This window comes from Myxococcales bacterium, from assembly GCA_016699535.1.
Classification (GTDB): Bacteria; Myxococcota_A; Polyangia; order Polyangiales.
Genome location: CP064980.1, coordinates 2,850,153 through 2,863,686, shown reverse-complemented (window position 1 = coordinate 2,863,686; position 13,534 = coordinate 2,850,153). Strand labels below are relative to the sequence as shown.

General features: G+C 51.6%; 11 protein-coding genes and 2 pseudogenes. 11 read left to right on the top strand and 2 right to left on the bottom strand.

Annotated elements, in window-relative coordinates; all coding sequences use genetic code 11:
* Nucleotides 1–6 precede the first annotated feature (6 nt).
* A complete protein-coding gene (locus IPJ88_13555; GenBank protein QQR89223.1) occupies nt 7–810 on the bottom strand; it encodes a pyrroline-5-carboxylate reductase in 804 nt (267 codons plus the stop codon).
* 27 nt (nt 811–837) lie between these two features.
* On the opposite strand from IPJ88_13555, the gene IPJ88_13550 reads away from it, so the two are divergent.
* The 11 genes and pseudogenes from IPJ88_13550 to IPJ88_13500 all read left to right on the top strand — a co-directional run bounded on the left by IPJ88_13550 (nt 838) and on the right by IPJ88_13500 (nt 11,800).
* Complete coding sequence (locus IPJ88_13550; protein ID QQR89222.1) at nt 838–1,827, top strand: hypothetical protein; 990 nt, start codon at nt 838–840, stop codon at nt 1,825–1,827.
* Between the two features lie 9 nt (nt 1,828–1,836).
* Nucleotides 1,837–3,150, top strand: coding sequence for an aminopeptidase P N-terminal domain-containing protein (locus tag IPJ88_13545; GenBank protein QQR89221.1), 1,314 nt, complete (start codon nt 1,837–1,839; stop codon nt 3,148–3,150).
* A gap of 320 nt (nt 3,151–3,470) precedes the next feature.
* Nucleotides 3,471–3,828 (top strand): annotated as a pseudogene (gene ndhC, locus IPJ88_13540) (NADH-quinone oxidoreductase subunit A).
* Nucleotides 3,816–4,409 carry an NADH-quinone oxidoreductase subunit NuoB gene (gene nuoB, locus IPJ88_13535; protein QQR89220.1) on the top strand — a complete coding sequence of 198 codons (594 nt, stop codon included), beginning with the start codon at nt 3,816–3,818 and terminating at the stop codon, nt 4,407–4,409. The pseudogene ndhC and the gene nuoB overlap by 13 nt, the downstream one beginning before the upstream one ends.
* Nucleotides 4,402–5,079 (top strand): NADH-quinone oxidoreductase subunit C, encoded by a 678-nt coding sequence (locus tag IPJ88_13530; GenBank protein ID QQR89219.1) that lies wholly within the window; start codon nt 4,402–4,404, stop codon nt 5,077–5,079. Before nuoB ends, IPJ88_13530 begins: the two co-directional genes overlap by 8 nt.
* Before the next feature lie 2 nt (nt 5,080–5,081).
* Nucleotides 5,082–6,296 carry an NADH-quinone oxidoreductase subunit D gene (locus IPJ88_13525; GenBank protein QQR89218.1) on the top strand — a complete coding sequence of 405 codons (1,215 nt, stop codon included), beginning with the start codon at nt 5,082–5,084 and terminating at the stop codon, nt 6,294–6,296.
* 15 nt (nt 6,297–6,311) lie between these two features.
* Nucleotides 6,312–7,910 (top strand): (2Fe-2S)-binding protein, encoded by a 1,599-nt coding sequence (locus tag IPJ88_13520; protein QQR89217.1) that lies wholly within the window; start codon nt 6,312–6,314, stop codon nt 7,908–7,910.
* Nucleotides 7,907–9,089 (top strand): annotated as a pseudogene (locus tag IPJ88_13515) (NADH-quinone oxidoreductase subunit H). Before IPJ88_13520 ends, IPJ88_13515 begins: the two are co-directional and overlap by 4 nt.
* 3 nt (nt 9,090–9,092) lie before the next feature.
* Nucleotides 9,093–9,674, top strand: coding sequence for an NADH-quinone oxidoreductase subunit I (locus tag IPJ88_13510; GenBank protein ID QQR89216.1), 582 nt, complete (start codon nt 9,093–9,095; stop codon nt 9,672–9,674).
* Nucleotides 9,675–9,775: 101 nt separating this feature from the next.
* The gene (locus IPJ88_13505; protein QQR89215.1) at nt 9,776–10,525 is read left to right on the top strand and encodes a PIG-L family deacetylase; all 750 of its coding nucleotides are present in this window, start codon (nt 9,776–9,778) and stop codon (nt 10,523–10,525) included.
* 90 nt (nt 10,526–10,615) lie between these two features.
* Nucleotides 10,616–11,800, top strand: a complete 1,185-nt coding sequence (locus IPJ88_13500; protein ID QQR89214.1) for an aminotransferase class I/II-fold pyridoxal phosphate-dependent enzyme — start codon at nt 10,616–10,618, stop codon at nt 11,798–11,800.
* A gap of 404 nt (nt 11,801–12,204) precedes the next feature.
* Here IPJ88_13500 and IPJ88_13495 read toward each other — a convergent pair whose 3' ends face one another.
* Nucleotides 12,205–13,203 carry a hypothetical protein gene (locus IPJ88_13495; GenBank protein ID QQR89213.1) on the bottom strand — a complete coding sequence of 333 codons (999 nt, stop codon included), beginning with the start codon at nt 13,201–13,203 and terminating at the stop codon, nt 12,205–12,207.
* Nucleotides 13,204–13,534 lie beyond the last annotated feature (331 nt).

Here is a 13,534-nt window from a genome sequence, read left to right as displayed (position 1 = left end):
CTCAGCTTATCCCTTGGAGAGTTCCTTGCTGCGGGCATGGGCAGCGTTTAGGCAGCTTTCGATGGCTTTTGAAAATCCAGCTTGTTCGAGGGCAGCAAGGCCAGCGACGGTGGTTCCTCCCGGACTACTTACTTTTTGTCGCAACGCTTGAGGGGGTTGTTTCGTCTCATCGACTAAGGTTGCCGCTCCAAGCACGGTTTGTACGGCAAGGGCATTTGCGATATCTTCGGCAAGTCCCAAGTCTTTACCGTGCTCTGCCAACAGTTCGATGAAGCGAAAGGCATAGGCGGGGCCAGAGCCGCTAAGTGCGGTCACTGCATCCATGTCTTTTTCGTTGACGCTCAGGCAAAGGCCGACGCTCGAAAAGATAGCTTTGGCACTTTCCATGTCTCTGTCATCGGCGAGCTTGCCTTGAGCAATAGCCGTTGCGCCCATGCCGACTAGAGCCGGCGTGTTTGGCATGGCGCGAATAACTTTGTTTTGAGGAAGCTTCGCTTCGATGGTGCTGAGCGTGATCCCGGCTGCAATGGAAATAATCACGGACTCTCGGTTTATCTTACCGCTAAGCGCTTCCAACAGGCCCTCGAAGCTCTGTGGTTTCACGGACAACACGACAACATCGTTCGTGCTTAGCCTATCAAGAGACGGGCTGGTCTTAAGGCCGTACTGTGCGCTTAGCTCGTTTAGACGTTCTTCTCGAAGGTCGATGGCGGTAATTCGGTCGGCATCAACGAGCTTTGCTTGTAAAAGTCCTGTAATCAGGGCTTCGGCCATGTTGCCGGCGCCAATAAAAGCGATGGATTTAAGCATGGGTGATGGCATAATTGAGTATCATCAATGTCTGTGATTTTCCCTAACTACCATGAAGACCTTGCTCCAGTCGATGCTAGCTCGCTCGACGAAGCGCCTGCCGATTTAGCGGACAGCGGTTCTGCTTTTCTAAGCGCGACGGATGATCTGTATCAAGAGTGTCTCCAGCGCGTGCTGCGTGGCAAAACCATTCCTAAGCTCGCGGCCTTTGAAGAGCGCTGCGCGCAAGGCAAGGAATCGGAACTGTTGCATCCCAACTCTCGTTGGCAGCGCGTCTATCAGCAGGCGAGTCATTGGAGGCTAGGCGAAGTTCTAAGACAGCAGGTTCATCGCAATGCGGCGCACGAGGAACCTTTTTTGGATGCAATCGTTCGTTTAAGGGAGCGAGACGATGCCGTCGAGATGGCGCCAGGCTCCCAAGAAAAATTTGCGTTGTCAGACGCCTATGCCTACGAAGCTGCGGGGCGTGCGTTGTGTTGTGCGCTAGTCAGCCCCGCGGTACCTAAAGATCAGCGTGTTTCTGCCGCTCAAAGCATGCCGCGTTTTGTAGGAGCGCTTTGGCAGGGGTTGTGGTGGAATCGACTCTTCCTTAAGAAGGCCTTTGCTCTATCAAAACAAGACAGCGAAAATCTCGCTTTTTTGCAGCTTGCCTACGGTCTTTACGTGCTAAGGCAGTGCGCCATGCTGACCGAGGATATGGACGATAGGCCCGAGGCCTACTTGCAAGAGCGAGTCAATCGTTTGCTGAGAATGGACGTCAGCGTCGAGGAAGTGAAAACGATGCAAAGCTACGCCGCTGGGCGGGGGGCGGTGTTTCGCGCACAGCACGCCGCACTCTGCTTTGCTCAGAAGCTCCGTGAAAGCTTTGATGAGGATTGGTTTAATAATCCAAGGCTAGGGGAGTGGTTTGCTTCGAGCGCCTTGCGAGGAGGCTGTTTGAGCATTGAGCAATTCATGCAAGAGCAGGACGTTAAAGCGGATACTGGGATCTTGTGGTTAACGGAGCTCTCACGTTAGAGAAGAACTATGGATAAGCCGGATCAGGCAGAATTTAAGGCACGACGCGAAGCGTTTCTTTCATCGATCGATAAAGGCGTTGGCCTATTCCCAGCGGCGCCAGTGTACATGCGCAACAATGACGTGCCGCATGAGTACCGCCAAGACAGCGATTTTGTTTATTTGACGGGTTTTACCGAGCCGGAGTCGCTTTTATTGCTTAGCAACGTTCACGATCAGCACCGATCGGTCCTGTTTTTACGACAGAACGATCCTGAAAAGGAGCGTTGGGATGGCCCACGGCTTGGACCTGATGCAGCGGTCGAACACTTTGAGGTTGATGCGGCTTTTCCAATTTCAGAGCTTTCAAACAAGCTTCCCGAATACCTGAAAGGCGCAGAAAGCATTCACACAAGGCTAGGTGTTCACGCTGAATACGATTCCAAAATAACGTCTATTTTCAGCGATTTGCGCGCGAAATCTTGGCGAGGAACCAGCTTCCCTGTGGCGATTGTTGATAGCGCAAAGACCTTGCATCCGATGCGTATGAAAAAAAGCCCTGCCGAAATCGCGCGTATGAAAAAAGCGGCTACCATTAGCGCCGAGGCCCATCAAAACGCCATGCGGGTAGCGCGACCGGGCAGCTTTGAATACGAAGTCGAAGCTGAGCTTTTGCGAAGTTTTCGGGCCAATGGCGCCGAGCGCACGGCCTACGGCAGCATCGTTGGAGCGGGCGTAAACGCAACCATCTTGCACTACCGCGGCAATAACAGCCGCCTTCAATCCGGTGATTTACTCTTGGTTGACGCGGGGTGTGAATGGGACTTTTACGCCTCCGACATCACGCGAACCTTTCCCGTTAATGGGGAGTTTACCGTCGAGCAACGCGAACTTTACGACATCGTGCTTGCTGCGCAAAAAGCTGCCATCGAAAAAGTGCGACCGGGCAATTCGCTTGATGTCCACAATGCCGCGGTTCAGGTGATTTCTGAAGGCCTGTGTAGGCTCGGCTTGTGCCAAGGCGATCCTGCCGAAGTCATCGAAAGTGGCGCATATAAAACTTTTTACATGCATCGCACTTCCCACTGGCTCGGCCTTGATGTCCATGACGTTGGCGTCTATGAGACGGAAAAAGGACCGATCCCCTTAGAGCCGGGTTTTGTTTTAACCGTCGAGCCGGGTCTTTACGTCTCAGCAGACGCAAAGGTAGCGGAAAAATGGCGTGGCATCGGCATTCGGATCGAAGATGACGTGCTCGTTACGCCCGAAGCTTGCGAAGTCCTCAGCGAAGATGCTCCAAAAGAGCCCAATGCTCTAGAACAAATCCTAAAAAGCCGTCGCTAGATCCGCGATCTAAAAAGAGTGAACCGTCTCGCCGCAGCGAAAGAGCAAACTGGTACTCCGTCAGGGCAGGATAAAATGAGCCAGTAGATTTAGCGCGGTAGCTCCGCTTGCAAACATAACTTTTTGCGAGCTTTTTCTAGGTGCGAGCGCGCCTACAGGGCTGAGGAGGATGGTATCTTGATACCTGACGACGAAGCCCGAAGCCGTAAGCCGCGGATAGGAAAAGCTCGCGGAAAGTCCTAGCGAACATGAGGCCCTAAACGTGCATGAAAGCTTGTCTTCATTGACAGTTTGGGGCCACAGCACTACAAAGCCGCTTGATGTTTCTTATCTATTTGCCCATTTTTATGATGTTGGGACTCTCGCTGCTTGTTGCAGGCGGCGTGTTCGTGGCGACTTCGCTTTTAGGGCCAAGAACATGACGCCCGAAAAGCCATGCCCTATGAAAGCGGCTGGGTTTCGAGCGGCGCCAAGCATGTAAAGCTCTCGGTTAAGTTCTTCCTCACAGCGATTTTATTCGTTGTTTTTGATATCGAAGCCGTTTTTCTCTACCCGTGGGCTGTGCTTTTCAGACAGCTTGGCTGGTTTGGTTTTATGGAGATGGTGGTTTTCCTTGGGATCTTAGCGCTGACTTTGGTCTATGCCTGGAAGAAAGGGGCGCTTGAATGGGAAGCTTAAGTCTTCAAGGTGGTGAGACGGGCTACGCACTGACACGTTTTGATGCCTTGCTCGCCTGGGCGCGCAAGTACTCCTTGTTTCAATATCCTTTTGCAACGGCATGTTGCGGGATGGAGTTTATGGCTGCGGCTGGACCGCGCTATGACATCGCGCGCTTTGGAGCAGAAGCCCCGCGTTTCAGCCCCAGACAGGCTGACCTGCTGTGGGTGGTAGGCACCATTAGTCAGCGACAAGCGCCTATTTTGAAACGCATCTACGATCAAATGGCCGAGCCTAAATGGGTGATTGCCTTTGGAACCTGCGCTTCATGCGGCGGTTTTTACGACAACTACACCACGGTACCCGGCATCGATAAGATCATTCCCGTCGATGTTTATATTCCTGGCTGTCCTCCACGGCCCGAAGCTGTGCTTGATGCCCTTATGCTGCTTCAAGAGAAGATCAGCCAAGGCGGGCGCACAGACAAACTCGTGGTTCCTCCGGCACGCATCCCTGAGCACCTCAACAAGTTACGTCTGAGCAAAGAAGGCGGCGCCGCACCTCAACAAGACCAAAGCAAAGAAAAGGCGAAGCATGAGTAAAAGCGTTGTTGATCGACTCAAGGCAGAGTTTGCCGAAAAGATTTTATCAAGTCACGATGAGCACGGTGACGATGAAGTCGTTGTCGCACCTGCCGATTGGGTTACCGTAGCCACTTATTTGCGCGACGATCCTCAATGCGCCATGCAGCATTTTATCGATATCACTGCCGTGGACTACCCGGAGCGCGAGCCGCAACTGCCTCGTTTTGACGTGCTACTGCTGCTTCGTTCCCTCAAAAGTGGATTCCGCATTCGTATTAAGACACGGATCTCTGACGGCGATCAGCTGAGCACGCTTAGTTCGATATGGAAGGGCTGTAACTGGGGAGAGCGTGAAATCTACGACATGTTTGGCATTGTCTTTGAAGGACATCCCGATATGCGCCGTATCCTGCTCTACGACGAGTTTGAAGGCTTTCCGTTGCGCAAGGATTATCCCATCGAAGCCGCCCAGCCTTTGATTCCTTATCGTGAAGTCGATGGTATCGAAAAGCTTGCACCTTTCGGCAAAGAAGAGGGGCAGCCTTGGAACCGCATCGACTGGCTCAATCGTCTCAAGGGTGGTGATAAGCAAGTTTCTCCCGCCATTGGAGTGCAGCAAGGGCAACGCAGCTCGCTAAGCAGCACGGCGATCAGTAAACCTAAAGACGCAACACGAGGCGAAGCTTAACGATGGAACCAGTAGTCGAACTTGATACCGATGTAGCGCTTGAGCTTCCAAGCGAGCCCATGCAGCTCAGCATGGGACCATCGCATCCTGCGATGCACGGTACCATTCGCATGGAGCTTCAGCTTGATGGTGAGATTATTTTGGACCTCGACGTCCAGCCGGGCTACCTGCATCGCGGTTTTGAAAAATCCTGCGAGCGCGGAAACTGGAACCAGGTTTTTCCATACACCGATAGGCTTAATTATGTCTCACCCATGCTCAACAACGTGGGTTTTGCCTTGGCTGCAGAAAAGCTGGCTGGCATCGAAGTGCCGGAGCGAGGCCAATACTATCGCGTTATCTTAGGTGAGCTTGCGCGTATCACTGACCACCTCACCTGCAACGGCGCTTCAGCAATGGAGCTTGGCGCTTTTACGCCTTTTCTGTGGTGCCTTAAAGTGCGCGAATGGATTTGGGACATCCTTGAGCGCGAGACCGGTGCACGCATGACCCATAGCTTTGGCCGCGTCGGTGGCATGGCCAAAGAGCCCACCGAAACGCTTAAGCAGGACGTGCGTGAGCTTCTGCCCGAGATTGAGCGGGTGCTAAAAGAAACCGAATATTTGCTACTCAAAAACCGTATTTTCCTGGATCGCACGCAAGGCGTCGGTGTGCTGAGCAAAGAAGATGCCCTTTCTTATGGCGTGACTGGTCCAGTGCTTCGCTCCACTGGCATCGACTACGATGTACGAAAAGCGCATCCATACATGGTCTATGACCGTTTTGATTTTGAGATTCCTGTGGGGCACGATGGCGATAACTACGACCGCTTCATGGTGCGCTTTGAGGAAGTTCGTCAGTCTTGTCGCATCCTGCTTCAAGCGATTGAGCAAATGCCGGATGATGGTCCAGTAAGCATCGACAGCCCCAAGCTCGTGCTTCCGCCAAAAGACAAAGTGTATAGCACCATCGAAGCGACCATTGCTCACTTTAAAATCGTCATGGAAGGCTTAAAAATCCCGAAAGGAGAGGCCTACGGCTACACCGAAGCTGGCAACGGTGAGCTTGGCTTTTATCTTGTCTCTGATGGCAGTGGCACGCCGTACCGTGTGCGTTGCAGGCCACCATGCTTTTTCAATCTCGCGGCCTGTGCCGATATGCTTCGCGGAGGGATGTTAGCAGACATCGTCCCGTCTTTTGGCTCCATCAACATGATTGGCGGAGAGTGTGACCGCTAAGCTTAGGTTTTGATTATGCCCACCTTTAAACTCGACGGAAAAGACATCCCTTTTGAACAAGGGGATACCATTATTCGGGCCGCTGCACGCCAAGGCATCGACATCCCGCATTATTGTTGGCATCCAGGTCTTTCGGTCGCTGCCAACTGCCGTATGTGCTTGGTCGAAATTAAAGCCGAACGACCGATGAACATGCCCATCCTTAAATGGGATGGCGACAAAAAAGCTTTTGTGCCAGACACCAAACCCAAACTCGCGCCGGCCTGTCAGCAAGCTGCTGCTGAAGGCATGGAAGTGCTCTGCGAGAGCAGTGAGGTTGCGCAAAAAGCTCAAAAATCAACACACGAGTTTTTGTTGCTCAACCATCCGGTGGACTGCCCGATTTGCGATCAAGCTGGCGAATGCAAGTTGCAAGACTACTGGTTCGAGCATCAGGGCGAACTTAAGCGCAAGCTTACTGAACCTGTGCACAAACCCAAGGCTGTGCCTTTTGGCCCAACCATCGTCTATGATGCAGAGCGCTGCGTGATGTGCACGCGCTGCATTCGTTTTTGTGACGAGGTCGCCAAAGATCACGTGCTTGATATGCGTGAGCGAGGCAATCAAAACGAGATTGTTGTATCTCCTGGCCGTGAGCTCGACAACGACTACACCCTGATGACCGAGCACGTTTGTCCTGTGGGCGCGTTGACCAGTAAAGACTTTCGTTTCAAGGCGCGGGTGTGGTTTTTGCGTACCGCATCGAGCGTGTGTTCGGGTTGTGCGACAGGCTGCAATATGCATGTCGATTTTGATCCTCGAGACAACACCATCAAACGGCTTCGACCGAGGGACAATGCTGAGGTTAATCAATATTGGATGTGCGACGATGGCATGTTGAGTTACAAAGACATGCAACAGGCACGATTGCTCAAGGCTCAGATTCGCAAGGGCGAGACCTTTGAGCAGTTGAGCATGGAGCAAGCTCTTGAGCATGCTGCGCAAGTGCTCAAAGAAGCGATGCCTGAAAAGCTTGGCGTGGTACTGAGCGCGACTCATCCGACCGAAGACAACTTTGTGTTAGCCACCTTGGCGAGCAAAAACTTTGCGGCAGCCTCGCTTTATCTGGCTGCAAATCCGGACTGGAAGGGCGATTCGATTTTGCGTCACACCGACCACAACCCAAACCGCGCAGGAGCTGCGCAATGTGTTTCCGGTGAACTTAAGAGCAGCAGCGCGTTGCTAAGCGATATCGAGGCCGGTCGTATCGAAACGTTAATCGTGCTCGGCTCCAGCATTGAGCAGCAAGGGGACGAGCTTGCACCCCTTGCTAAACTCAAGACGTTGATCAATCTCAGCACGCATCCTGGTGCCTTTGCGGCTTATTCCACGGTCATGATTCCGGTCGCAACGCATACCGAAATGCACGGAAGCTTTGTCAACGCCAAGGGCATGTTGCAGCATTTTGCCCCTGCGGTGAAACCGCCTCAGGATGTTGAGCCCGCTTGGCTCGCGCTTGTCAGCCTTGCCCAGAAGATGGGCATCTCACTTGACTATGCAAAGTTTCAAGACTTGAACGAGGCCTTCATTGAAGCGCGCAGTCCACAACAACTAAGCCAGGAGAGTAACGTATGAGTATTACGGCACTGGTCGTTTGGACCTTGGCTAAAATGATTTTTATTCTTGGCGTAGTCGTTGGGGCTTTTGCTTCGATGCTTGTTTGGGCTGAGTGACGTTAAAGCACAATGATCCAAGACCACATCGGGCCCGTGCGCGCGGGTATCCCAGTGCGCTTTAACTTTTTCGGTAAGCAAGTCAGTTTCAACATCACATTGGCTGGCCTTTTGCATCCTTTGGCCGATGCCATGAAGATGATTTTTAAAGAAGATTTTGTTCCGCCCGATGGTGACAAACTGCTTCACGCTATCGCCCCGATGATTGCTCTGGTTCCGGCGATCTTTGCTTTTGCGGTGGTTCCCTTTGGTGGCACACTCTACCCAGAGCATTTGATGGATTCGTTTGGCTTTGCTCCGAACTCGCTGCTTCCGGACGGCCCGGCCATTCCTATGCAAGTAGCCTCAATCAATGTTGGTGTTTTGTTTATTTTCGCGATCGCGGGCACCGGAATTGTTGGCGCGGCCGTTGCTGGTTATTCAAGCAACAACAAATATTCGTTGCTGGGTGGACTTCGCGCTGCCGGACAGCTCGTGAGCTATGAGGTCGTTTTGGGACTTACCCTTGTCGGCTGTTTCATGGTTTACGGCAGTCTTCGTCTTGAAGATATGGTGCAATGGCAAATGAGCCACCATTGGGGCGCGCTTCCCCTATGGGGCATTGTCGTGCAGCCCTTTGCCTTTATTTTGTTTTTTGCGGCCTCGATTGCCGAAACCAAGCGCGTACCTTTCGATGTGCCAGAAGGCGAGAGTGAAATCGTTGGCGGTTATCTGACCGAGTATTCGGGCATGAAGTTCGGGATGTTCTTCATGAGCGAATTCCATCGAGGTGGTGCTTCTATCAGCGCTATTGGTAGCCATCTTTCTCGGTGGCCATCATCTGCCAGGACTCGGCGTGGGCGGCATTGATGCTTTTGGCTTTCAGTTCGCGTTACCACATCTTGCGGTGGTCTTGTTGGGTGTCGGGGTGTTTTTGGTTAAAGTGGTCGTGCTGATATGGGTTCAGCTGATGGTGCGCTGGACCTTGCCGCGTTTTCGTTATGATCAAATCATGAAGCTATGCTGGAAGGGTTTACTCCCTTTGGCGCTAGTGAATATCTTTGCCACCGCACTTTTTATTTTGCTGCTGGGAGGGGCCTAGGCGATGGCCAAGCTGATTTACAAGCCGAAGCGAAGCATATCGGAACAGAGCTACGTGCCTGAAATAGCCAAAGGCCTTGCTTTCACGATGAAACGCTTCTTTAAGAACACCTTTTCAAGTCGAGAAAAGGGCGACATCGACACCATTCACTATCCAGAAGAAACACGTGTTTATCCCGAACGCTTTCGTGGTGTGCATCGCCTCACTCAGCGTCTTGATGGATCCCCACGTTGTGTGGCGTGTCTTTGTTGCAGCACGGCATGCCCTGCGCAATGCATTCATATCGAGGCTGGTGAGTACGAAGAAGGTGACCCTCGCCATGGTTATGAACGCTTCCCTAAAGTCTTCGTGATTGATGAGCTGCGTTGCATCTTCTGTGGTTATTGTGTGGAGGCGTGCCCTTGTGATGCTATTCGCATGGATACGGGTATGCATGTTCCCGCTTCGGCCGACCGCAAGCATTTTATGTTCAACAAAGAAACCTTGCTTTCGATCCCCTCTCAGGACGGAAGTTTCGAAACCAAAAACCCACGGCATGAACCCGGCGAAGCAGACCATCCCGGCATCGACCGTGAAAAACACTGATCTTCATTGTGCGGGCCCTGGACGTACTTATAGCCTGCACATTGCTTGCGTCATGTGCTTCGGGCCCGGCGCCTAAGCGACGAGCTAAAAGTGCATGCCAGGTGTTGTTCATTACGGCTCATCCAGACGATGAGGCCATGTACGTCGGTGGCACCTTAGCTAAACTTCGAGATGCTGGCGTCTCAACCTGTTTGCTGGTATTTAGCCACGGCGAAGGCGGACGTGTGCTTGAAAAAACCTCCGATGGCATCATGCACGAGCGACGCGACTATCCGCGCAGCTATGTCGCGCAGCTTCGTGATGGCGAAATGAGAAATGCTGCAACGATTGCGGGCGCCAAGCTTTTTTATCTTTATCCAAGTTCAGCGAATGTTGATGCAGAGTTCAACCAAGATCCTGAACAAAGTTTGCAGTGTTGGAATAAGCAAGTGCCAGGTGGGGTAAAAGAGATGCGCTCGCGTCTCAGGCAGATGATACGGAAGCTTGCGCCGCAGGTAGTGGTAACGATGCACGTTAAAGATGATCCGACCGGCACACGACATGGCCATCATCGAGCTGTAGGGGCCTTGGTAAAGAGCCTTGCGCAAAAAGAGCAGGGCTTGGGCGTGGGGGAGTATTGGGCCTTTGCGCCAAGCCGAGCGCACGGCGATTTCGAGCTAGAGGTCTGCGTTGAGCAGAGGCTGCGGTTGCTCAAAGCGCACCATTCCCAGTTTTCAGACCAGGCCTTGGATGGGCCTGGCCACCGTCCTACCGAAGCCTTCGTGTGGCTCTATCCAGGCAGTTACCAAGCCCAAAAGAGCCTGTTTGTGGCAGTGCTAGAAAAAGCTAAACAAGACAATTGTGGCAATTAAAACGCTTTAAAACAGCCAAAGATGTCATCTTTTGCTAAATTTTACGCCATTTCTGACATGCGCGGTTGTAGTGTATAAGGTGCCCCTACCATGGCAAACGATGGCAAAAACACTTTGGGTCTAAACACACGTGCGGTGCATGCTGGTGAAGCGAAAATCTTCGCGCACGACGCTGTAACCCCTCCGATTGTACAAACGGCAACCTATGCTTTTGAAAACACCGCCGAGCTTGTGGCTTACATGCGCGGCGAGAAAGAGCGTCAGGAGTATGGCCGCTACGGTAATCCGTCAGTGGCCTGGGTTGAAGAAAAACTCGCCAATCTTGAAGGCGCACAAAGTGCGTTGTTGTTTTCAAGCGGCATGGCGGCTGTGACCTCGGTACTTTTTGCGTTGTGCAAATCAGGGTCCCACGTGGTCCTCTTTGCAGATTGTTACAGACGTACCAAGCAGTTCATGCGCGAGTTTCTGCAGCGCTTTGGTGTCGAGCATACGCTTGTGCCGCCCGGTGATATCGCCGCCCTAAAAGCTGCGCTGCGACCCGAGACCAAACTTGTGCTGAGTGAGATGCCCACCAACCCGTATCTTGCGTTGATCGATCTTGAAGAGATGGTTGCGGTTTGCAAATCAGTGAAAGTAAAAACGGCCATTGACGCAACCTTTGCTACGCCGGTCAATTTGCGACCCCTTGAATCCGGCGTGGATTTAGTGATCCATAGTGCAAGCAAATACCTTGCGGGTCACAACGATGTGCTTGCGGGCGTTGTCTGTGGCCAAAGCGGTTTGATTTCACTCAACCGGGATGTGCGTGACGTGCTTGGTAGCGTTTGCGATCCACATGCAGCCTATCTCGTGCATCGTGGCATCAAAACCTTACCGCTTCGCGTGCAGTGGCAAAACACTAGCGCTCTTGCCGTCGCAGAGTTTCTCGAAAAGCATCCTAAGATTGACCGTGTTTGGTATCCTGCTTTGCCTTCTCATCCCGACCATGCATTGTATCAGAGGTACATGAGCGGTGGTGGTGGCGTGGTAACCTTTACCGTGAAAGGCGATGGTGCAAACTGCTCGCACTTCATTGATGCGATGCGCATCCCTAAAATCGCTCCAAGCTTAGGGGGCGTTGAGTCGCTCATCGAGCAACCGGCCCTTATGAGCTACTTCGATCAAAGCGAAGAGCAACGCAACATTCTCGGGATTCCCGACAACCTCGTTCGCTTCTCTGTCGGACTCGAAGATACAGAAGACCTCATCGCCGACTTAGAACAAGCTTTGAAATAACTGCCTTTGCGTTGACCTGCTCCCCGAAAAACGGTCCACCTTCTAGGCGGCGGATCAAAAGGACAAGTCAAGAAAATATTCGCACGCAACTTGAAGAGGTCAATGGTGTGGGGGTCAGCAAAGAGCTCGTCAGCGAGGTGACCGGGCAAGTCATCGAGGAGCTCAAACTTTGGCAAAGCCGGAGTCCATGTGTCTCGTGTTGTGCCCTCATTTACGCTCATCCAGCTACTCTATTAAACTTACCCCTCTTTTTCGATTCCTTTTGCGACAGGCCCTACATGCTTGTTCACAGTCGAAAAAACGATACACCCAAACGAGTGTTTGGGTGTATCGTTTAATTTCGGCCAGTCCATCAGACCGATGTAGGTTTACTGCAAACCGTTGTGCAACTCTGCATCCTATGTCTAGGGAAAAACAAGAATACAGGCTTCACACTCCTGGGTTTTTCCAAGACTGATCGAGTTTCCCGTCGTCTCAATACTATCGGTACCCATTACGCAATGCAGATACTCTTTTTGTTCATCAGCACTATCGTCAGCTCGCCCTTGTGGGTCGCCATGGTTTTGATAATATTGTTTTGATAACTCTCCGCAAGTCGTACTCAAAGCATTCAAAGCTTCGTCTCGGCAAATACCAGTGTCATCAATGAAACGTGGATCGATTGTGGATTTAGAGATTTGAACATCACTAAATTCGTTGCCTTCTTTAACAAAACCTAGCACATAGGCCACTTCGTTCTCTTCGGTTGTTGTGGTCACTCTCAGTGATGAATAAGGCGATGTGAGAAAATTGGCGTTCCTTCCAATGGCATAACCATCTCCCTGTGGTGCGACTTCAATGCCATACTCACTGAGAGCATTCGCTAGGTCCTCATAACTATTCGGGCCATGGTTACTAGGAAGGTTATTCTCGTCCCAAGTGTTGACCTCGGCCAGAACCGCTGCTTCTAAAGGTTCGTTTTCAATCTCAATACCAGAAGCGGTGTACGATACTATCTCACGGGTTTTGTCAAAAACAAAGGAAAATTCAATCCCGGAAATCGATGACACTTGTAAGAAAGGATTCTCAGTATTGAGAAAGTCAGCGGTCCTTCCAACGGCATAACTATCTCCCATTGGTGCGACTTTAATATAGTCTCTGAGAGCATTCGCTAGGTCCTCATAACTATTCGGGCCATGGTTACTAGGAAGGTTATTCTCGTTCCAATTGTCGACCTCGGTCAGAACCGCTGCTTTTAAACCTTCATCCGTGCCCAAGATGCAAAACGTTTCCGGTTGGTTTTCTTGAGCGTCATCTGAGGAAGCAATCGAATTGCCGCTGGAAACACTACATGCACTGGAAATTACACAGCAAATCTGGATTGCACCAATTAGACTACAAACGTTACTAATTTTAAAACTCATGACAACTCCCTATTAGTATCTCATTTTTTGTTCAATCTACTCCAAGGTAACCTTTGCAATTTAGGTGCCAAGGAGAACACCTTACTTGTAGCTAATAGTCGTACATTGAATTTTTTTTTACTTTCAAGGGCTTGGAATAGAAAACCGGGATAACTGCGCGAGCAGAATGATGCCAGAATCGCGGACTTCCCTCCAACGCTGGTCACATGGGGCCCCAGTTGGCGATGTTGGCCCCATGTAAAATCAAGAATTATGGGTAACATTTGCGCCTCCCGCAATGGCTTGTTGGTCACTGGCAAGTGGACCCGCATGGCCATTAGTGTGCACAAAA